Genomic DNA, 20,887 nt, shown 5'->3' on the forward strand with positions numbered 1-20,887 from the left:
CGCAAGGGAATCCCCATGATTCACGGCAAGACACTCGACGCCTGGTATGCAAGCCACCCCGTTATCGAAGCACTGGTTTCACTTCAGGAAACCACCTGGTTCAATCCAGCAATCGCACCGGCGTCCTGCGCATTGGGCGATGTGGGGTTGAGCCAGGACGACGTCAAGGCTGCCAGCGACCGCCTGCGTCGCTTCGCCCCCTACATCGCCAAGGTGTTCCCGGAAACAGCAGTAACGGGCGGAATCATCGAGTCGGGTATTCAAACCCTCAAGAAATTCCAGCAAACGCTCCTGGGTGAAGCCGACCTGCTTGATGTAGGCTCGCTGTGGCTTAAAAAAGACAGCGACCTGCCGATCTCCGGTTCGATCAAGGCCAGAGGAGGCATCCATGAGGTGCTCAAGCATGCTGAAGACCTCGCCCTGCAAGCGGGATTGATCACACTGGAGGACAACTACGCGGCATTGGCCAGCGACGCTTCGCTGGCGTTTTTTAGCCGCTACAAGATTGCGGTCGGTTCCACGGGGAATCTTGGGCTGTCCATCGGCATCATGAGTGCCAAACTCGGCTTTCAGGCTACCGTCCATATGTCGTCGGATGCCCGCCAATGGAAGAAGGATAAGCTGCGAGCCAGTGGCGTGACGGTGATCGAGTACGCGTCCGACTACAGTGTCGCGGTGGAAAACGGACGCCTGCAAGCCGAAAAAGACCCTGCCTGTTACTTCATTGACGACGAAAATTCGCCCCATCTATTCCTGGGCTATGCGGTTGCCGCCGAGCGGTTGGCGCAGCAGTTCGAAGACGCAGGTGTGCGAGTGGATGCCGATCATCCGCTCTTCGTGTATTTGCCCTGCGGAGTGGGCGGCGGCCCTGGAGGCGTTGCTTTTGGCTTGAAATTCGCTTTTGGCGACGCGGTGCACTGTGTGTTCGCAGAGCCGACCCATTCTCCCTGCATGTTGCTTGGGGTCTACACCGGCCTGCACGATGAGGTGAGTGTCCAGGAGTTTGGCATCGACAACATCACCGCCGCAGACGGATTGGCGGTTGGCCGTCCCTCCGGCTTCGTGGGAAAAGCGATGCAACGTCTGATCGATGGCTACTACACCGTCACGGATGAAGAGCTTTATCGCCTGATGTACCTGGCTCATGAACTTGAACAGGTCAAGCTGGAACCCTCGGCCTTGGCCGGCGCGCCCGGTATTGTGCGGGTATTGAGGGATGAAGCGTATCTGGAGCGCATCGGCGTCTGCAAACAAGCGTTGGGCAACGCGACGCACTTGATTTGGGGGACCGGCGGAAGCATGGTACCCGCCGCAGAGTTCGCGGCTTACCTTGATAAGGGCCGTGCCCTGCAACATTCTGCACTGTAACGACGGCGCACCGCACATCGACGGCGGCTGACTGGAAGGAGGAAATGCAATGCCGGAACTTGGTCTGACGAACGCTTCGAAGCTCAACGGAACCCATCTGTCCAACCTGCACACTTTTCTCGTTGCCGCCCGTCATCTCAGTTTCGCCCGTGCGGCGCAAGAGCTGTACCTGACCGCCAGCGCAGTCAGCCATCGGATCGCGCGTCTTGAGGAAGACCTGTCGCTCAAGCTTTTTCACCGACTGCCCAGAAAGGTCGAGCTGACCGATGATGGCGAGCGGATTTTCAAGGTCATGCAACAGACGATGGATAAGCTCTGCGAGGCTGTGCAGGAACGCTCCCATGCTCAAATTGAGGGGCAACTGTGCTTCTATGCCAGGCCTTCGGTCGCGCAGTGTTGGTTGGTTCCCAGACTGTCGGATTTCACGGCGCGCTATCCCGGTATCCAGCTGGATGTCCGGGTTGGCAATGAACCTATCGACTATCGAACCCGGCGTATTGACCTGGTGCTGTGTTATTCGAACGGTGAACACCCAGGCCTCGAAAGCATTCGGCTGATGCCGGAGCGTATTGCGCCCGTGTGCAGCCCGCAATACGCCCAGGCGCATGGCTTGATGGGGCATCCGGAACGCCTGTCACACTGCACTGTGCTGCACGATGTCGCAGCGTGGGACAACATTTCCTTCGACGCGGAATGGCGTCTATGGCTTGACGCGGTTAGCGGGCCTGCTGAGCTTCCCAGCCGCTTCATGACGTTTGACCGCTCGGACCTGAGTACCCTGGCGGCCATCAATCACGCCGGCGTGGCGATTGGCCGGGAGCAATTGGTTCGCAAGCGAATTGAGGACGGTGAACTGGTGCTGCCCTTCGGTGGATTCAGCGAGGCGTTCAACTATGGCTACTATCTGGTTCATCCTGCGCACGAGACGATGCCTAAAAGGCTGCAGGCGCTGATCGACTGGCTCATTGAACAGGCGGGTTGATGTATGGATTCACAGCTTAATCCTGAACCAGGAAAAAACACCCCACAAAACATAACGTTTTGCTGTGAGTTACTTACCCAAGTTTTGATTCATCAAATTATCTAGAACAGAGAATTCATTGGCGGCCTGCCATTCATGCAAATGCTTGCAACCCTCGGAATTAACGTCCGCGAGATTGCTGCGTGGGTCGCATATCGTCAACCATTTCTGCTGTAGCGTGGGATACTTTATAAAGTCCTCCCTTGTAGGTGGTTGACAACCGGATAGGCTAAGAACGGATATCACTATTGTCACGGACGCGCCAAAGCCAATAGAGCATCTTTTAAGATTCATATACCATTTTCCGTAAACTAGAAACTTTCAGCGTTATGAACTGCACTAACAAGCATCGCTAGTTGCTCAGGGCACAGTGGGACTATATGATCAAAATGGACTGGTAAAAAGGTCCATCTACAGCTAATTTCATGGAGCCATTGGGTCGTGGGGACGCCCTTCGACCGCTTGAGGCGACATTTCGCCGTGGGAGCTCCCGTGCAGGCTTGAGCTTGTCGCTGGCCTGCAACGCAGCCAAAATGCACGCAAATGGATGCTTGAATATTTGGGGTTCACCGTTGACGTCTACAAACAATCCTTTGGAAGTTCTGATCACTAAAGCAGCATACGAATTCATGACGGAGTTCGCGCAGGCAAGGGCGTTGTTCAAGGATGAAGATGCACGGAACAACCTGACACACGCTGGTGAATTTGGTGGCTATCGGGAACGGATCGTTGGGGCACTCATCAAGAAGTTTTTGCCCAAGCATTTTTCCATCGGCGACGGCTTTGCGGTTAACACAGCGTCAAGTCGAACAAAACAGATCGACCTGATGGTGTACGACGCGCAAATCACGCCAACACTCGAATCCGCAGGCACCAGGTTCTTTCCTTATGAAGCGGTAGTGGCTCTTGGGGAAGTAAAGTCGACGCTGGACTACAAGGGCTTGAGAACAGCCATTGACGTGATGCGTGAGAACAAGAGAATCAGAGAATGCGCACCCCACAACCCATTCCCCATCAGGCCGGCTGGGCTGTCTGAGTCTATCGTTCATCACCTGACGACGGTCGAGCCTGCCGAATTCAATAAGTGGCGGGATTTTACGCACTTGGAACAAGCACTCAGTGATTTCAAAAATGGCGTGACGCCAAGCACGCCTACTGAAAGCCAGAACCATAAAAGCCTGGTGTTTAATCCAAAATATTTTGAAGAGTTGAACGTAGTGTCCTTTCTGGTGTGCGACCAAATTACCGGTTTTCACAACATGGACAACATCAGGCTTGGCCAGATGCTATACACGCGAGATACCGCTAATGAACATATCGGCTTCAACCTCATTCTCAGCATTCAGGACGGTTTGATTTTACATTCCAATCGATTGGCTGGCGGTTCGGGACTCACACCTTTCCCCAAGCATCGGAACTACAAATCCATCATCTCTATTTTGAAGGCAGAACCCGATGATGTTTCGCATATCGTGACATTTGTATCGATGCTATTGCACGCGATCTCCCGTACCGCGATTTTCGAGTTCTCGCCCCTTCCCTATCTGGCTCAGCTTAACGAAACGGTAAGGACCTCGACTAAGTTCAGGAACCTTTACGAATAGCAGGCGGGGCCGATAGGAATAAGGCTTTACGCTTATGGTGTTGTTTGGCTGTCGGTTGCCCGACAGCTGCCTGACTTTTTCGGCGCCTACCCGATTTGCCCAAACCTCGGAATCTCCAACCCCAAACTCTCGCGCAACGTCGTCCCTTCATACGCCGTGCGATACACACCACGCGCTTGCAGCAACGGTATGACCTCGTTCGTAAACCGCGTGAACTGCTCCGGGTGGCCTATATAGATGTTGAACCCATCCACGGCCCGGGCTTCAAACCACTCCGCGATTTTCTGAGCGACCGTATCCGCCGTCCCAACGAACGCGCCTGGGCGCAGTTGGCGACCGAATTCAACGGCCTGACGCAATGTGAAGCCCTTCTCCCGCGCCTGATCGGCGATGCGTTTGGCCGCGGTAAAAAAGCTGCTGCGGGCGGCCTCCAGACTTTCCTGTGGAAACGGCGCATCCAGGTCGTACTGGCTGAAATCATGCCAGCCGAAATTGCGTCCGAACTCCTTCAATGCCAGTTCAAAGCTGTGATCGGCCTGGTGATAGTGCTGCTCAATTTCCCGTGCATGTGCGTCGGTGTCGCCCACGTAGATCTCGGCACCGGGCATCACCAGTAACTGTTCTGGGTCGCGTCCATGCTGCTCTGCCCTGCCCTTTATATCCCGGTAAAACGCCTGCCCCTGCTCGATGCTGGCGGCGTGGGTGAAGATCACATCGGCCGTGGCGGCGCCGAGGTCGCGTCCTTGTTCCGAGTCGCCGGCCTGGAAGATCACCGGCTGGCCTTGGGGTGAGCGTTGGATGTTCAACGGGCCCACCACCGAAAAATGCTCGCCCTTGTGATTCAGGCTGTGCAGTTTGCTGGGGTCAAAAAATTGGCCGGTGCTTCTGTCGCGTACGAAGGCATCGTCTTCGTAGGAGTTCCACAACCCCTGAACCACCTGGACATGCTCCGCTGCACGCCCGTAACGCGTGTCGTAATCGTAGTGTTCGTCGCGGCTGTAATTGCCCGCCGTGCCAGCATCGCCGCTGGTGACGACATTCCAGCCCGCACGGCCTTTGCTGATCAGGTCGAGGGAGGCCAACCGCCGCGCCACGTTATACGGTGAGTTGTAAGACGTCGTCAGCGTGCCGACCAAGCCTAAATGCCGTGTGCTTACGGCCAGCGCGGATAAGAGCGTCAGCGGTTCCAGGCGATTGAGGTAGTGGGATGGCGACCCTGGCGTGATGAATTGGCTGTCGACGATGAACATCAAGTCGAACAGCGCCGCCTCGGCCTGGCGGGCAATGTCGATGTACCAATCGACGTTCACGCTGGCGTCGACCGGCAATTGCGGGTCAAGCCACAGGTTATGGCGGCCGGGGCCGCCACACCCCATGGTCAAGGCCCCGAGTTTCAGCTGTCTTTTGCGCATGTCTGAGGGATTCCTTGAAGTGTTCAGGGCTGTTTTTGGGCCACGGTGGGTTGCAGCGATGCCGCGAATGAGTCATCGAACAGGCTGGCAGCCGAGTACGACTTCACCAGGCCTTCGGCGGCGAAAAAGTCCACGGTCTTTTGCGCGTCTACCGGTGACTCAGCCGTCACGGGTTCGACCGTCGTACGTGCGCGGGCAAACCAGGCGCGCGCAATGTCAGCATCCGCACGCGTGCGTTTGGCCCAGGCATCGGCATATGCGTCGGTATTGGCCGGGCTGAGACGGGTCCATTCACGGGCTTTTTTCAGGCGTTGGAGAAAATCACTGATTTGCGCGCGCTTGGCGTTAACGGCCTTGGCATTTGCCGCAATGTAGCTCTGGGCCGGGATCAACCCCTCAGCCGTTGCAAGCACCCGCGCACCTTGGCGCTCCTGCTGCGTGACGTAGGGTTCCCAAGTCGCAATGACGTCAACCGAGCCGCCTTCCAGTGCGTGGGAAGCATCCAGCGCGCTGAGGTAACGCAGCTCCAGCGAGCCGCGTGGCACGCCGGCTTTGTCCAGGGCGGTGAGCAACAACTGCTGACTCCAGGAGCCTTTCCAGATCGCCGCGCGTTTGCCCGCTAGGTCCGCCAGGCTGTGGATCGCCGAATCCTTTTTCACCAGGATGGCCACGCCATCGAGATTTTGCCGGGTGACGGCGACGACCTTGATCGGCGCACCCAGTGCGCCCAGGAACAGCACCGGCGCATCGCCGAGCAAGCCGATATCCAGGCTGTTGGCGTTGAGTGCTTCGGCCACCGGCGAGCCCGCCGTAAATTGCTTCCATTCAAGGGTATAAGGCAGGTCATCCAGCACGCCGGCCGCTTCCATCACGGCCTGGGCGTTGTAGCTCTGGTCGCCCACCACCAGCGTTTGCGCGTGCGCAGTCAGGCACAGCAAGGTGGCGGCGATACCGGTCGCCAGTTTTGAAAGGTAACGCACGTGTGTCTCCAGATGCCTTCGTAGACAGTTCAAGTCGATCCGCGCGCACGGTCTCGGCAGTATTCATGGGGTGCATACAATGAAGTCACGGCTACCCCATGTAAAATACTAATAACGCATAACGTAATTCAATAATAATGCGCGCAGCGCATTTATTAGGCGATCGGTCGTTTCACCACATTGCGTAGCGCCATGCACCACCTACACTGATTCAAATCCGGCTGTCGCTAGCCCATTTCATGCGGATAAACCTGATTCACCGGCACCCTTTGCTCGACAAAAAACAGTTAACCAACTGATTAATCAGAGTAACCATGAAAGAGCAGCTTCGGCAGCGAGCATCAGGACCGCAACATGTGGCGTACCTGCGCGATATTTCCCGACGACCCCACCTTCTGGCGCCCTTGAGCCTGCTGTGCATTGCCTTGGCCGGCTGCACGGTCGGGCCGGATTTCAAGCGTCCAGAGGTGCCGGCGAACGCCGACTACTCGCGTGAAAAACTCACCGCCACTGCTCAGGCAGACATCGACGCGGGCGGCGCCGCACAACGTTTGATCGCAGGCATGGATATCCCCGGCCAATGGTGGACGCTGTTCCGCTCCCCCACGCTCAACGCGTTGGTCGAGGAAGCGCTGCGCGCCAACCCGGATGTCAGTGCCGCCCAGGCCGCACTGCGTCAGGCCAACGAGTTGGTGTACGCCGACCAGGCGTCGCTGTTCCCCTCGGTCAACGCCAACGCCTCAAAAACCCGCGAGAAAGTCTCGGGAGTAACGGCGGGCTTGCCGGAGTCGCCGATCCTGACGGTCAGTTCTGCATCGCTGAACGTCTCGTACGCCCCGGATGTGTTTGGCGGTACCCGCCGACAAATCGAGTCCACCACCGCGCAAGCCGAGTACGAACGCTTTCAGCTGGAGGCGACGTACCTCACCTTGACCGCCAATGTGGTCAATACCGCCATCAGCCTGGCGTCTGCGCGCGATCAGGTCGCCGCCACCGAGACGATCATCCGTTTGCAAAGCGACCAGCTTGACGTTCTTCAAGCCCAGCGACGCCTGGGCGCTATCGGTGACAGCGACGTGCTCACACAGCAGACGGCCCTGGCACAAACCCGTGCGACATTGCCGCCCCTGCAAAAGCAATTGGCACAAACGCGTAATCAGTTAATGGCGTATCTGGGCCGGTTTCCAAACCAGGACCGTGGCGAAGCGTTCAACCTGGCCTCCCTGCACTTGCCCGAGGAATTACCGGTCAGCCTGCCCTCCGCCATCGTCGGCCAACGGCCTGATGTGCGTTCTGCACAGGCTCAACTGCACCAGGCCAGCGCCAATATCGGCGTGGCCGTTGCCAATCAGCTGCCGCAGTTCAGCATTACCGGGTCGTTGGGCTCTACGGCGGCGAGCGGGACCAAACTGTTTTCCGCGGGCACCGGCGTTTGGAGCCTGGCCGGCGCGATAGCCCAACCGATATTCGATGCGGGGGCGCTCGAACACCGTAAGCGTGCGGCTGTGGCGGCCTATGACGAGTCGGCGGCGCGTTATCGCGGCACCGTGATCACCGCGTTCCAGGATGTGGCCAACTCGCTCCGTGCGCTGGAGGCCGATGCCGATGCCCTCAATCAACAAGTGGTGGCTGAACGCTCTGCGCAAGCCAACCTCGACTTGGTCCAAGCCCAGTTCAAGCTCGGCGCGGTGGCGTACATCAACCTGCTGAACGCCCAGCAAAGCTATCAAAACACCGTGCTCTCACGCGTCAAGGCGCAAGCCGCGCGTTACAGCGACACCACTGCGCTGTTCCAGGCATTGGGTGGCGGCTGGTGGAACCGCACGGACGTCGACCCGGCGACCAAGGGCAAACCCGATCGCTTCGGCCTGCCCACGTGGCAGGAGATCATGCCGGCCAGCAATGCGGCACGCACCGAACCCAATCTTTGAAACAGTGAGAACCCCCATGGCCGACGTCACGACTGCCTCTCCCCTGCCCCCCGCACCCAGTGCCCGCAAGCGCCGCCTGTGGCGGCCGATGCTGATCATGGTCGTGGTGGTGCTGGTGATTGTCGCGATCATTGCCGGGGTGAAGTTCGTGCAGATTTCGGCGCTGATCGCCCAGTCCAAACAACCGTTGCCCGCCGCCGTCGTGACAGCCTTGAAGGTGCCGTTTGAGGACTGGCAGCCCAGCGTCACCGCCGTGGGGTCGATGAAGGCAGTCAGGGGCGTGGACGTGACCACCGAAGTCGGCGGCATCGTGCGTACCCTCGGCTTCAAGCCCGGCCAGGAGGTGGCGGCCCAGGCGCTGCTGGTGCAATTGAATGCCGACTCGGACATCGCCCAGCTTCACTCACTTGAAGCCACCGCTGACCTGGCGGTGATCGTGCTCAAGCGCGACAAGGCGCAGTTGGCGGTCAACGCCATTTCCCAGGCCCAGGTCGACACTGACACCGCAGACTTGAAAGCCAAGCTCGCCGCCGCCGAACAACAGCGCGCACTGGTCGAGAAAAAGTCGATACGCGCGCCGTTTGCCGGACGCATCGGGATTACCGGCGTCAACCCCGGCCAATACCTCAACCCTGGGGATAAAATCGCCACGCTGCAGACCTTCGACCCCATCTACATCGACTTCACGGTTCCCCAAACCCAGCTTGAATCCATCGCCATCGGGCAAACGGTGTCGGTGACGGCCGATGGTCTTTCCAATCAAACCTTCAGCGGCCGTATCAGCACCATCGACACCCAATTCGACGCCACCACCCGCAATGTCACCGTAGAAGCCACCGTCGCCAACCCCAAGCAAAGCCTAGTGCCCGGCATGTTCGCCCGCGCCGTGGTCAACTCGGGAGGCACACAGCGTTACCTCACCGTTCCGCAAACGTCGGTCACCTACAACCCGTATGGCACCACGGTGTTCATCGCAACCTCAAGCAAGAATGACAAAGGCGAAGAAGTCCTTACGGCGCAGCAAACCTTCATCAAGACCGGGCCGACCCGTGGCGACCAGGTGGCGATTGTCTCCGGGGTGAAGGAAGGCGATCTGTTGATCACCAGTGGCCAGATGAAGCTTAAAAATGGCTCGCCGGTGAAGATCGATAACAGCGCCGCGCCGTTGAACGACCCCGCTCCGACTCCCCAAGAACACTAAGGGTGTCCCATGAAATTTACCGATACCTTTATTCAGCGACCGGTCTGGGCCGTGGTCGTCTCGCTGTTCATCCTGATTCTGGGGCTGCGCTCGATCTTTGAATTGCCGGTCAACCAATGGCCGCGCACCGAAAACACTGTGGTCACCATCACCACCGCCTACTACGGCGCAGACGCGTCCACCGTTGCCGGGTTCATCACCCAACCGCTTGAATCCGCCATCGCACAGGCGCAAGGCATCGACTACCTGTCTTCATCCAGCATCACCGGGGTCTCGACCATCACCGCCACCTTGCGGCTCAATTACGAAGCCAGCAAAGCCCTCACCGAGATCAACACCCAGGTCAACTCGGTTAAGAACCAATTGCCTGCACAGGCCCAGGAGCCGGTGTTGACGGTGGCAGTCGGGCAAACCACCGACGCCATGTACCTGGGTTTCTACAGCGACACGCTGCCCACCAACAACATCACCGATTACCTGGTACGCGTGGTCAAGCCCAAGCTGGACTCGATCCAGGGCGTACAAACCGCAGAAATCCTCGGCGGGCGCCAGTTCGCCCTGCGCGCCTGGCTAGACCCCGACAAGCTGGCGGCGCACAACGTATCGGCGCAGGACGTGTCCACCGCGCTGGCCAACAACAACTATTTGTCTGCCGTTGGCTCTACCCGAGGGCAAACGGTCACCGTGGACCTTACCGCCGGCACCGACTTGCATACGGTGGACGAGTTCAAGCGCCTGGTGATCAAGCAAAAAGGCGATGCCCTGGTGCACCTAGAGGATGTGGCCACCGTCACTCTGGGCGCCGAAAGCTACGACAGCAGCGTGGCGTTTTCCGGCAAGCGCTCGGTGTTCATCGGGATCAAGGCGGCACCCAGTGCGAATATCCTGACCGTCGCCGACAGCGTTCGCGAAGTGTTTCCCGAGCTGCAGTCCCAACTGCCCAGCGGCGTACGCGGCGAAATCGTCTACGACTCCACGGAGTTCATCAACACCTCGATCTACGAGGTGGTGAAGACCCTGGTCGAGGCCATGATCATCGTGTCAGTGGTGATCTACCTGTTCCTCGGCTCGTTCCGGGCGGTGATCGTGCCGTTGGTGGCGATCCCGTTGTCGCTGGTGGGGACCTTCTTTGTCATGTACCTGCTGGGCTACTCCATCAACCTGCTGACCCTGCTGGCGCTGGTGTTGGCGATTGGTTTGGTGGTGGATGACGCGATTATCGTGGTGGAAAACGTCGATCGGCATATCAAGGAAGAAGGCAAAGGCGTACTGGAGGCCTCGCTGGTGGCGGCGCGGGAACTGGGTGGGCCGATCCTGGCGATGACCGTCGTGCTGATTGCCGCCTACGTGCCCATCGGCTTGCGCAGCGGGCTCACGGGGGCATTGTTCAAGGAGTTCTGCTTCTCGCTGGCGGGTGCAGTGACCGTTTCTGCGGTGGTGGCGCTGACGCTTTCGCCGATGATGACCTCCAAGTTGTTCAAGAGCGGTCAGGAAGAAGGTCGCTTTGCGCGCAAGCTCGATCAGTACTTTGACTGGCTGCGCGGGCGTTACCACCGGGTGTTGTCGGGCGGTTTGAACATCTGGCCGGTGCTGGTGACCTTTGGTTTTGTGCTGTTCCTGCTGGTCGCCGCCAGCGGCATGACGGCCAAGAGCGAACTGTCGCCGACCGAGGACCAGGGGCTGGTGTTCATGCAGATCAAAGGCCCGCCCACCGCTTCGCCGCAACAGATGGAGCGCATTGCCGACCAGGCGTTCCAGATCGCCAACAAGGAGCCGGAATACGCGCAAATGTTCCAGCTCACTGGCCTGCCCGCTCTCAACCAAGGCCTGGGCGGCGTGCTGCTCAAGTCGTGGGGCGACCGAACCCGCTCCCAGGCCCAACTGATCCTGGACCTCCAGCAAAAATGGAACCAGGTGCCGGGCGCAACCGTCGCTGCCTTCCCTCTGCCGTCGCTGCCGGGGGCACAGGGGTTGCCGGTGCAGTTTGTGATCACCACCACCGACTCGGTGGAAAACCTCAACGAAGTCGCCCAAGCGGTGATGGCCGAGGCGCAGAAGCAACAGCTGTTCTGGTTTGCCGACAACGACCTGAAACTCGACAAACCACAGGCCCGCCTGGTGGTCGACCGGGAAAAAATCGCCGCGCTGGGCATGACCCAGGCCGACGTCGGTGCTGCGCTGTCTGCGGCATTGGGGGGCAACTATGTGAACTATTTCTCCACTGCCGGGCGTTCGTACAAGGTCATACCCCAGGTATTGCAGGTTGACCGCCTGAACCCGGACCAGATACTCGATTACTACATCCGTACGCCCTCCGGCACCATGATCCAGGCGCGCACCGTGGCGCATATCGAAACCACAACGCAGCCGGAGTCGATCAACCACTTCCAGCAACTCAACTCGGCGACGATCTCCGGTGTCAGCGGCGTGGCCCAGGGCGAGCTGTTGGCGAAGCTCAACACCATCCTCACTAACGTTGCGCCCTCGGGCTACACCTCGGACTTCTCGGGCGAGTCGCGCCAATTCATGCAGGAGTCGGGTGGTTTCGTCGGGCTGTTGCTGTTCTCGATCCTGATCGTCTACCTGGCGCTGGCCTTCCAGTTCGAGAGTTTCCGCGACCCTGTGGTGATTCTGTTCTCGGTGCCCCCGGCGCTCTTTGGTGCACTGGCATTCATCACTATGGGCTTTGCCTCCATCAACGTGTACACCCAAGTGGGGTTGGTCACGCTATTGGGGTTGATCACCAAGCACGGGATTTTGATCGTGCAGTTTGCCAACGAACTGCAGCGCGCAGGGCACAGCAAGCGTGAGGCGATTGAAGAGGCTGCCGGGGTTCGGCTGCGGCCGATCCTGATGACCACCGCCGCGATGGTACTGGGCGTGGTGCCGCTGGTGTGGGCCTCGGGGGCCGGGGCTGCGGGGCGGCATGACATGGGGTTGGTGATCTTTGCGGGGTTGTCGATTGGTACCTTGCTGACGTTGTTTATGGTGCCGGCGATGTATATGTTTATCGGCGAGACGCACCATCGGGAGGCTGAGCAGCCAGCGCCTGAGTATCAGGCCTGAGGGGGAACAGTATGTGCATTACGCATAGCCCATTCTCAAACGTCATAATCCTACCTTTTCCTACATGGTAGTCTCACACGTCTACCAATAGGCGTTGATCGCACGCAGTCAATGGCCCCAACCAGGAAAGATCATGCCGAAAAAGTCTCACACAGCCCTGCGCCGTAATTTTCGTGAACTGCTTGCAACGCCAACGTGCGTTGAAACCGCTTCTGTATTTGACCCGATGTCTGCACGTATTGCCGCTGACCTGGGTTTTGAGGTTGGCATCCTGGGGGGCTCCGTGGCCTCGCTACAGGTACTGGCAGCGCCTGATTTTGCGCTTATCACGCTGAGTGAGTTCGTTGAGCAGGCCACCCGCATTGGCCGAGTCGCCCAACTGCCGTTCATTGCCGACGCCGACCACGGCTACGGCAACGCCCTGAACGTGATGCGCACCGTCGAAGAGCTTGAGCGCGCCGGTGTGGCCGCATTGACCATTGAAGACACCCTGCTGCCGGCACAATTCGGGCGCAAATCCACGGACCTGATTTCCATCGAGGAAGGCATCGGCAAAGTCCGCGCCGCGCTGGAAGCCCGCGTAGACCCGGAACTGTCGATCATTGCCCGTACCAACGCTGGCGTGCTGCCGACCGAGGCGGTCATCGAGCGCACCCTGGCGTATCAAAAAGCCGGTGCGGACGGGATTTGCATGGTGGGCGTCAGTGACTTCGACCACCTGGAAAAGATCGCCGAAAACCTGACGGTACCGCTGATGCTGGTGACCTACGGTAATCCCAAGCTCAATGACGCCCAGCGTCTGGCCAGCCTTGGCGTACGCATCGTGGTTGCGGGGCATGGCGCTTACTTTGCCGCCATCAAAGCCACCTACGACAGCCTGCGCGCTCAACGTCAGCTGACCCACAGCACGTCGAACCTCAGTGCCACCGAGTTGACCCACACCTACACGTTGCCAGAAAGCTACGTGGCGTGGGCCGAAGAGTTCATGGACGTCAAAGAGTAATCCTGCAAGCGGTGAATACCCTCCTCCCAAGGGCTCACCGCTGCGCTGTCCTGCCTCAGGCCAGCGTTAGGAACACGGCCGACGTCCACACCCTCGATTGATCCCGCTGCCGCGCGCAGATAAACAACGGATGTTCCCGCCCCGGTTGCAGCTTCAACCCGGCCAGCTCGATGCTGCCTTGCAGTTCCCGTGGTAACGGCGCCGCCGTCATACGCTCCAGCGACACTTTCAGCTCCGCCCCCGGCAAGTCCACGACCTGTGGTTGAGCCAGCAAATTCTCGCCCGTCACCTCCATCAATACCGTTGGCGCATGCACGTAAGGCTGCGGCTCGGAGGGGTCTCCCACCTTGATGTAATTGTCGATCCGGCTGTTGATCTGCAGGTTCGCGCCGGCCAGTTGCGAGAGGTCGATTTCGATGCTGTCGGTGTCGCCGTTAGTGTCGGTGCGGAACGCCAGCGTCGTGGCGTCCTTGCGCCACACGGTCTGCTCCGGGTGGTCGAGGCCAAGGGCGCGGAAACCCTTGATGACCGCACCCGTCACGCGAATCTCGCCGGTCCAGTAGGCACCGCGATAACGGTCCTTGATCCGTGCACCACCCAGGCGCACGCGGATGCGCTGCTCGGACAAGCCCAGTTCCTCGTGCAGGTTACGTGACCAGACCAGCCGGTCGCCGTCGAACAGGTCCACCTGTTCCCAACCGGCTTCGCCCAGCAGTCGGTACTCCAGCGTCGCGTCAGCCTCGGCGGTGAACACTTCGCCCATAAAATGCTCACCCTGGCGCAGGCTGGCAAAAGACCGCTCGCCCGTGGTGGCAAAGGTGCGCCGGGCCCGCAGCGCCTTGCCCACGCTGGCGCGGTCAAAGTTGTCTGCAACCACGCCCGTCAAACCGCCACGAGAGCCAAACACCGCCGTGGCCGGCACACCGCCGCCGCAACGGCCCTGGTGTTCGTCACTGTTGGCCGCCGCGCCCACGCGGTAGCCACGCTGCAGCGCTTCGGCGTACACCCAATGGAATTGCCCCCAGGCCGAACCCACTTCGATCAAGCGTTCGAGTTCCGGGTGGTGCCAGTCGAGGTTGCAACGGCGGCCACCGACATGAGGCATCATCAGATGGCCTTCCGGGTCCTTGGCATAGGCGGCGTACAGCTCGTCTACCGGCCAGGCACCCGGCTTGATGGTGCCGGCGGTGAATTCATTCCATTCAAACGAGCGCACCAGCCGCCCCTGGTTGTCGAAGGGAAACTCGGGTTTGCGGTCGTGCAGGAACACCACGTTACGGTCGCCGCCCGCACAGGAATTACCGCACCACTCGGTGCCTGGGTAGCACACAAAACGGCCAGCTTCGTTCAGTTCGTGGATCAGCTTGACGGCCTGGTCCCAGCGTTGCTCCGTGATATTGAAGTCGTTGGCGGTGTAGCCAAGGATATCCAGCCCGGCCACATCGCGGCCGTAACTGAGGTTGTACAGCGTGTCATTGGTGCCCACGGTGTCATCGGAGTGCACGTGCAGGTCGGCGTAAAGCGGGCGCAGTGCCGTCCCCTCCGGGTCCACCGTGACAAAGGCTTGCGCGCCACGGACACCAGCCACTTCGGCGGACAAGCGCCACTCACCGACTTCACCGAGCTTTACGCCTTCCAGCCGCGCAATCGCCCAGCCCTCAGTGGCCAATTCAAACGGTTGCGATGAAGCCTCACCTTGGGGGTCAATCAGCGTCAGTACACCTTCATGGGGCACATCCCGGCAGGTATTGCCCCACGCATCGTCCACCCGCAGCAACACATCAAACGCTTCATCCGCGCTGACCAACCGAGGAGCAATCAACTGCACACTCTGCGCCGGGCCAGGCACGATATCCAGCAACGGGTCGCCCGGTACTTCGGCAAATTTGGAACTGCCCAACGGGTCGATAAACAGGCGGAAGCGGAAGTCCTTCTCGACAAAACTCTGCACCCGCGTACCCGCGCCGCCCTGGCGACGGTCGCCGAGGCGCAGGGTGATGGTGTCACCGGGGTTGAGGTAGCCGTCGACGATATCGATGATGATCGCTTTCTGAAACGGCCGTTCATGGCCCTTCTGGTCAAAGCGCACCTTGAGGTGCTGCACGGTCGCCTGGCTCTGGCCGGGCACCAGTTCGCCCGCCTGGTATTCGGCACTCACGTAGTTCGGGCCCGCCGGGTTCGACGTTTGGAACAACGCCCAGTCGGAATAGAACTTGAACGCCAGCTTCAACCAGGCACCGTCCGCCAGGCCGCTGCCGCCCACTTCGTAGACCAGGGTGATTTCATCCCATTGGCCGGCGACTACCGTGCTGCGATCACAGCGGATACTGCCCAGGAACGGGCGCTTCTTATTGCGTTCGTACAGGCCTTGGGGGGCGATGTAATGCCCGGCTTCGCGGGGATCGAAAACGTTGCTCACTTGACACCTCGTGCAGTGGTCCACTGAAGGTTCGAATAGGTCGGGCGTGGCTTATTGCACGCGCCATTTCTGGTAGTGACGCTCGATGCGCCGGAATACAAAACTCTCCATCAGCCAGGCGATCAGGCCGATCATCACGATGCCCAGCAGCACCTGGCTGCTGTTGCCGATCTGCCCGCCGGTGGAGACCATCCAGCCAATGCCTTGGGACGCGCCGATCATTTCCGCCGCGACCAACGCTCGCCAACCCTGGCTGAAACCGATGCGCAGGGCTGCCGTCACAAACGGCAGCGACGCCGGCAAATACACATGCGCCAGCAGCTGCCATTGATTGGCGCCAAGGGTGCGAGCGGCGCGCACTTCGCCGCCGCGAATGCTTTGCACGCCCTCCTGGATCGTCACCGCCATGGGGAATACCGCCGCGATAAAAATCACCAGCACGATGGACACATAGCCCAAGCCAAAAATGATCATGATCAACGGCGCCCAGGCGATGGGCGGAATCGCCATGAACAGGCTGTTAAGCGGCGAGATAAAGTCGCGAAACCGCGACGACAACCCACCGGCAGTACCCAGCAGGATCGCCACGATCACCGCCGCAAAAAAACCGCCGACTTCTTCCAGCACGCTGGCACGCAGGTGCTGCCACAACGAACCGTCCGCCAGCCAACGCACGGCTTCACGCGCCACGTCCCACGGTTGCGGCAGGATGTAGGTGGGAAAACGGCTGGCCAGGGCGATCCAGATCAACAGCAGGAATGGGAGCGAAGCCCATCCCCAATTGGGTTTTGGCAAATGCATGAGTGACTCAGCGCGAGGCTTTTTCCAGGTAGGAGGTGTCCACGATCTGCTCGGTCTTGAGCGTCTTGTCGATAAAACCGAGGTCGTAGGAGTAGTTCATCAGGCGCTGGATAAACTGGATGTCCGAAGCTTCAAGGTTGGCGGACCAGCCGAGGCGTGTACGCGCTTGGGCAACGATGGCTTCGGGGGTGATGGTCTTGCCGTCGACACCCTGCACCGCTTCAAGCTTGAAGACCTCGGCGATGATGCGGTTCGACTCGTCCGGGTTTTCGTTCAGGAAGGCGATGGCCTTGCGGTGTGCGCGCAGCAACTTGACCACGTCGTCCGGACGTTCCTGCAGGGTTTTCGGCAGGGCGATCACTACGTACCACGGGTAATTCGGCAACGCTTTGTTCACGTCCAGCAGCACCCGGCTGGAGCCGCGCAGCAACGATTGGCTGACAAAGGGTTCCCAGGAAAACGCGGCATCCACGATGCCGCGCTCCAGCGCCGCATTCATGTTGCCCGGCGGCATGTCGATGATGTCCAGGTCCTTGTCGGGGTTGAGTCCGGCCTTTTCCTTGAGCACGTACCCGCGTAGCAGCACGTCCATACCGCTGCCCTTCTTCACCCCCGCGAGCTTTTTGCCCTTGAGTGCTTCCAGGCTGTTGATCGGGCTCTTGGCATCGACGATCACCGCCGCCTGGCCATAGTTGACCTTGGCCAGGATGCGGCTTTGCAACCCACGGGAAAACCATTGGTACACCGGCGGTGTGCCGACGTAAGCCACGTCCAGCTCACCGGCCGCCAGCGCCTGTTGGATCACCGGGCCATCGCCGAGGGCCTTGAGGTCGACGTTGAGCCCCTCCTCACGATAGAAACCCTCTTTATCGGCGATCAGTGCCGGTGCGTTGGCCATGGCGAACACATAACCGATGCGCAGCGGTTTCTCTTCGGCGGACACCCCGCCCGCCAGCGCAGCAACGGTTAATGAAAGGGCAAGCAGGGAACGTTTGATCATGCGGTTAGCTCGGGTTGACGGGTGGGGGTCGAAGGCATGTCCATGACCTGGGCAATGCGCTCCATCAATTCATTGCGGTAATCGAGAAAGGCCGGCAGGCGGCGGGTGTGCAGGTTGGAGCGTGGGCGCGGCAGGTCGATGTTCAACTCGCTGTGTATGCCGCCGGGCGCGATGTTGAGCACGATCACGCGGTCGGCCAGGAACACCGCTTCATCTATGTCATGGGTGATGAACAACACGGTCTGGCCCAACTCGGCCCAGAGACGCAGGGTTTCTTCATTCATGCTGTTGCGGCTGATGGCGTCCAGCGCGGCGAACGGCTCGTCCATCAGCAAGACGCTGGGCTCCAAGGCCAGGGTGCGGGCCAGCGACACTCGCTGTTGCATGCCGCCCGACAGTTGATGCGGCAAACGCTCGGCGGCCTGCTCCAACCCCACCAGGCGCAAGTACTTCAGCGCGTGCTCACGCTGCTGTGCCTCGCTGGTGGTTGCATTCATACGCAGGCCAAAGCGCACGTTCTCCAAGGCGCTCAGCCAGGGAAACAACTGCGCCGACTGGAACACGTAACCCAGCTCGGCCAACTCCGGGCGCACCGCCGCCTGGTTGATGCGGATCTGGCCGTCCTGTGGCTGCTGGAACCCTGACAACAGGTTGAGCAAGGTGGTCTTGCCGCAGCCCGACGGGCCGAGAATCGCCACGAACTCCCCGGGTTTCGCGCTCAGGCTGAACGAGGAAAATACCCGGTGCCCATTGGGGTAGCTGAAGCTGATGGCATCGACCGTCAGCGCGTCGGCCGCAAATGCAGAGGTTTTGGGCATGGCAAGTATCGTCGGGTCGTTTACAATGGGATTGCTCGATATAATACGTCTTAATACAAGTTGTCCCAATAACCTATTTTTATAACCTTAGAAGCGAAGGCGCAGGCGCCCCGCTCCGAGGTCATGGAAGCCGACAGTGCCCACCTCAATTCTTCGCGACAGCAGCACCTCGCTCTATGAACAGATCGCCCATCGGTTGCTGGAAGAAATCCAACGCGGCGACTTCGAACCCAGTGGCAAGTTGCCCTCCGAGGCCGAGTTGGGCCAACGCTTTGGTGTGAGCCGCGTGACCGTGCGCCTGGCCGTGGGCAAGCTCAGTGATGACGGTGTGGTAGAGCGCAAACAGGGCAAAGGCACCTTCGTCGCAGCCAAACAGGTGCGCCACGGCCTGGATGCGCTGCGCAGTTTTCATGAAGCGCTATTGCTGCAGGGGCTGAAGCCGAGCATGCACGTCATCAGTCATACCGAGCAGGCGATGCCCGAAGGCTTGCGTGAGTTGTTCGACGGCGCAGAGCGTTGCCTGCTGCTGGAGCGGCTGCACTACGTCGATGAAGAACCCATCGCCTTGGGCCGCAGCCATTTACCGGCAGCATTGGCCACTGTGGTGTGGGCCGAGGTCGAGCACCAGCCGATCTATTCCGTGCTGGAGCACGTCACCGGCCAGCCCGTGACCCGCGCCGACCTGGCGATTCGTGCGCAGGAGGCGGATAAAGCCCTGGCCACGGCGCTGAACGTCAAACGCGGTGCGGCGCTGTTGGTGATGGAGCGCACGTCGTATTTCGCCAACGGCCATTGTTGCGACCGCACCACGTTTTATATCCGCCCGGAGCGTTACGCCTTTGTGTTGAGCGGTGTATTCAAGAACTGAAAAACCGGTTGGCCGGCCGAGGCAAACCCAGGTTCTCGCGCAACGTCGTGCCTTCATACTCGTGCCGGAATATCCCGCGCCCTTGCAGTTCGGGCACGACTTTATCGACGAAGTCATCCAGCCCACCCGGCAGCCACGGGAACATGATGTTGAAACCGTCGCTGCCCTCCTCCTCCAGCCATTGCTGCATCTGGTCTGCAATGCCGCAGGGCGTGCCGACAAACGACAAGCCGGCATAACCGCCCAGGCGTTGCGCCAATTGACGCACGGTGAGTTGTTCACGGTCCGCCAAGGCCAGTACGCGCTCGCGGGAGCTTTGGCTGCCGTTGGTCTCCGGGATGCTTGGCAGGAATTTATCCGGATCAAACTTCGACGCATCCGTGCCCAACGCGACTGACAGTGAGGCGATAGCGCTCTGTTCATGCACCAGGCTGTCGAGGTGCGCGCGGATGCGGCGTGCTTCGTCCAGAGTATCGCCAACGACCACAAATGCGCCGGGAAGGATTTTCAAGTGGTCCGGGTTACGTTGGATCAGGCGCATGCGGCGCTTGATGTCCGCATAGAACGCCTTGCCCTCCTCCAAGGTGCCCGGTGCCACGAAGATCACCTCGGCGGTTTCTGCCGCCAATTGCCGCCCAGGCTCTGAAGAGCCGGCCTGCACGATCACCGGCCAACCTTGTACCGGCCGGGCGATATGCAGCGGGCCGCGCACGCTCAGGTAGCGGCCTTTGTGATCCAGGGTGTGCAGCTTGTCCGGGTCAAAATAGATGCCGCTGTCGGCATCGCGGATAAACGCGTCATCGGCCCAACTGTCCCACAGCCCGGTGACCACGTCGTAGAACTCACGGGCGCGGGCGTAACGCTCATCGTGGGAATACGCCTCGTCCAGGCCAAAATTCAACGCAGCATCGGGGTTGGCAGTGGTGACGATATTCCAGCCGGCACGGCCATTGCTCAGGTGGTCGAGTGAGGCAAAGCGCCGGGCGATATGGAACGGTTCGTCGTACGTCGTCGAGGCTGTGGCCACCAACCCGATATGGTCGGTGGCCTGGCTCAGGGCGGACAACAGCGTGAAGGGTTCGAAAGACGTGGCGGTATGGCTGCGCTTCAACGCCTCGGTCGGCATATTCAGCAAGGCCAGGTGGTCGGCCATGAAAAACGCATCGAAGCGCCCACGCTCAAGGGTTTGTGCAAAGCGCTTGAGGTGGGCGAAGTTGAAGTTGGCGTCCCGAAACGCGCCGGGATAGCGCCAGGCGCCGGTGTGGATACTGGCTGGGCGCATGAACGCGCCCAGTTTGAGTTGGCGTTGTGCGGGCATGGGGCACTCCCTGAAAGTAAGCGCCCAACAATGTCCGCACCGGTTTGGCCTGTCCAATAATCAAACGTGCTGGCTTA

At 59.9% G+C, this 20,887-nt stretch carries 15 protein-coding genes; 8 read left to right on the forward strand and 7 right to left on the reverse strand.

The window, feature by feature from the left end:
* Nucleotides 1-15 precede the first annotated feature (15 nt).
* From HF257_RS19500 to HF257_RS19510, 3 genes are all read left to right on the forward strand, one after another.
* Nucleotides 16-1,368 carry a D-serine ammonia-lyase gene (locus tag HF257_RS19500; protein WP_185706144.1) on the forward strand — a complete coding sequence of 451 codons (1,353 nt, stop codon included), beginning with the start codon at nucleotides 16-18 and terminating at the stop codon, nucleotides 1,366-1,368.
* A gap of 49 nt (nucleotides 1,369-1,417) precedes the next feature.
* A complete protein-coding gene (gene dsdC, locus HF257_RS19505; RefSeq protein ID WP_185706148.1) occupies nucleotides 1,418-2,350 on the forward strand; it encodes a DNA-binding transcriptional regulator DsdC in 933 nt (310 codons plus the stop codon).
* A 668-nt stretch (nucleotides 2,351-3,018) separates the two neighbouring features.
* The gene (locus HF257_RS19510; protein WP_233100296.1) at nucleotides 3,019-3,993 is read left to right on the forward strand and encodes a DUF6602 domain-containing protein; all 975 of its coding nucleotides are present in this window, start codon (nucleotides 3,019-3,021) and stop codon (nucleotides 3,991-3,993) included.
* 86 nt (nucleotides 3,994-4,079) lie between these two features.
* Here HF257_RS19510 and HF257_RS19515 read toward each other — a convergent pair whose 3' ends face one another.
* Together HF257_RS19515 and HF257_RS19520 are read right to left on the reverse strand one after the other, a co-directional pair.
* Nucleotides 4,080-5,405 (reverse strand): LLM class flavin-dependent oxidoreductase, encoded by a 1,326-nt coding sequence (locus HF257_RS19515; RefSeq protein ID WP_185706152.1) that lies wholly within the window; start codon nucleotides 5,403-5,405, stop codon nucleotides 4,080-4,082.
* A 23-nt stretch (nucleotides 5,406-5,428) separates the two neighbouring features.
* Entirely contained in the window at nucleotides 5,429-6,385 is a 957-nt protein-coding gene (locus HF257_RS19520; RefSeq protein ID WP_185706154.1) for an ABC transporter substrate-binding protein, read from the reverse strand.
* A gap of 314 nt (nucleotides 6,386-6,699) precedes the next feature.
* Here HF257_RS19520 and HF257_RS19525 point away from each other — a divergent pair, with 314 nt between their 5' ends.
* The 4 genes from HF257_RS19525 to HF257_RS19540 all read left to right on the forward strand — a co-directional run bounded on the left by HF257_RS19525 (nucleotide 6,700) and on the right by HF257_RS19540 (nucleotide 13,586).
* Nucleotides 6,700-8,316, forward strand: a complete 1,617-nt coding sequence (locus tag HF257_RS19525) for an efflux transporter outer membrane subunit (protein WP_233081308.1) — start codon at nucleotides 6,700-6,702, stop codon at nucleotides 8,314-8,316.
* 88 nt (nucleotides 8,317-8,404) lie between these two features.
* On the forward strand, nucleotides 8,405-9,517 hold the full coding sequence (locus tag HF257_RS19530) for an efflux RND transporter periplasmic adaptor subunit (protein WP_185706340.1): 1,113 nt from the start codon (nucleotides 8,405-8,407) through the stop codon (nucleotides 9,515-9,517).
* A 9-nt stretch (nucleotides 9,518-9,526) separates the two neighbouring features.
* Complete coding sequence (locus HF257_RS19535; protein WP_185706156.1) at nucleotides 9,527-12,583, forward strand: efflux RND transporter permease subunit; 3,057 nt, start codon at nucleotides 9,527-9,529, stop codon at nucleotides 12,581-12,583.
* Between the two features lie 133 nt (nucleotides 12,584-12,716).
* Entirely contained in the window at nucleotides 12,717-13,586 is an 870-nt protein-coding gene (locus tag HF257_RS19540; protein ID WP_185706158.1) for an isocitrate lyase/PEP mutase family protein, read from the forward strand.
* A 55-nt stretch (nucleotides 13,587-13,641) separates the two neighbouring features.
* Here HF257_RS19540 and HF257_RS19545 read toward each other — a convergent pair whose 3' ends face one another.
* From HF257_RS19545 to HF257_RS19560, 4 genes are read right to left on the reverse strand one after another with little or no spacing between them, the layout of a single operon-like run.
* Complete coding sequence (locus tag HF257_RS19545; RefSeq protein WP_185706160.1) at nucleotides 13,642-16,005, reverse strand: hypothetical protein; 2,364 nt, start codon at nucleotides 16,003-16,005, stop codon at nucleotides 13,642-13,644.
* Nucleotides 16,006-16,056: 51 nt separating this feature from the next.
* A complete protein-coding gene (locus tag HF257_RS19550) occupies nucleotides 16,057-16,806 on the reverse strand; it encodes an ABC transporter permease (protein ID WP_185706162.1) in 750 nt (249 codons plus the stop codon).
* 7 nt (nucleotides 16,807-16,813) lie between these two features.
* The gene (locus tag HF257_RS19555) at nucleotides 16,814-17,806 is read right to left on the reverse strand and encodes an ABC transporter substrate-binding protein (protein WP_185706164.1); all 993 of its coding nucleotides are present in this window, start codon (nucleotides 17,804-17,806) and stop codon (nucleotides 16,814-16,816) included.
* Nucleotides 17,803-18,624 (reverse strand): ABC transporter ATP-binding protein, encoded by an 822-nt coding sequence (locus tag HF257_RS19560; RefSeq protein WP_185706166.1) that lies wholly within the window; start codon nucleotides 18,622-18,624, stop codon nucleotides 17,803-17,805. Before HF257_RS19560 ends, HF257_RS19555 begins: the two co-directional genes overlap by 4 nt.
* Before the next feature lie 136 nt (nucleotides 18,625-18,760).
* On the opposite strand from HF257_RS19560, the gene HF257_RS19565 reads away from it, so the two are divergent.
* Nucleotides 18,761-19,492 (forward strand): GntR family transcriptional regulator, encoded by a 732-nt coding sequence (locus HF257_RS19565; RefSeq protein WP_185706168.1) that lies wholly within the window; start codon nucleotides 18,761-18,763, stop codon nucleotides 19,490-19,492.
* Here HF257_RS19565 and HF257_RS19570 read toward each other — a convergent pair.
* On the reverse strand, nucleotides 19,482-20,810 hold the full coding sequence (locus tag HF257_RS19570; protein WP_185706170.1) for an LLM class flavin-dependent oxidoreductase: 1,329 nt from the start codon (nucleotides 20,808-20,810) through the stop codon (nucleotides 19,482-19,484). The genes HF257_RS19565 and HF257_RS19570 overlap by 11 nt on opposite strands.
* Nucleotides 20,811-20,887: the final 77 nt, after the last annotated feature.

Source organism: Pseudomonas cremoris (genome assembly GCF_014230465.1).

What these genes read in the sequence shown, in the direction of transcription:
- HF257_RS19570 (WP_185706170.1), bottom strand. Translation starts at nt 20,810, where the DNA reads ATGCCCGCACAACGCCAACTCAAACTGGGCGCGTTCATGCGCCCAGCC.
- dsdC (WP_185706148.1), top strand. Translation starts at nt 1,418, where the DNA reads ATGCCGGAACTTGGTCTGACGAACGCTTCGAAGCTCAACGGAACCCAT.
- HF257_RS19540 (WP_185706158.1), top strand. Translation starts at nt 12,717, where the DNA reads ATGCCGAAAAAGTCTCACACAGCCCTGCGCCGTAATTTTCGTGAACTG.
- HF257_RS19535 (WP_185706156.1), top strand. Translation starts at nt 9,527, where the DNA reads ATGAAATTTACCGATACCTTTATTCAGCGACCGGTCTGGGCCGTGGTC.
- HF257_RS19555 (WP_185706164.1), bottom strand. Translation starts at nt 17,806, where the DNA reads ATGATCAAACGTTCCCTGCTTGCCCTTTCATTAACCGTTGCTGCGCTG.
- HF257_RS19530 (WP_185706340.1), top strand. Translation starts at nt 8,405, where the DNA reads ATGCTGATCATGGTCGTGGTGGTGCTGGTGATTGTCGCGATCATTGCC.
- HF257_RS19510 (WP_233100296.1), top strand. Translation starts at nt 3,019, where the DNA reads ATGACGGAGTTCGCGCAGGCAAGGGCGTTGTTCAAGGATGAAGATGCA.
- HF257_RS19525 (WP_233081308.1), top strand. Translation starts at nt 6,700, where the DNA reads ATGAAAGAGCAGCTTCGGCAGCGAGCATCAGGACCGCAACATGTGGCG.
- HF257_RS19550 (WP_185706162.1), bottom strand. Translation starts at nt 16,806, where the DNA reads ATGCATTTGCCAAAACCCAATTGGGGATGGGCTTCGCTCCCATTCCTG.
- HF257_RS19560 (WP_185706166.1), bottom strand. Translation starts at nt 18,624, where the DNA reads ATGCCCAAAACCTCTGCATTTGCGGCCGACGCGCTGACGGTCGATGCC.
- HF257_RS19500 (WP_185706144.1), top strand. Translation starts at nt 16, where the DNA reads ATGATTCACGGCAAGACACTCGACGCCTGGTATGCAAGCCACCCCGTT.
- HF257_RS19515 (WP_185706152.1), bottom strand. Translation starts at nt 5,405, where the DNA reads ATGCGCAAAAGACAGCTGAAACTCGGGGCCTTGACCATGGGGTGTGGC.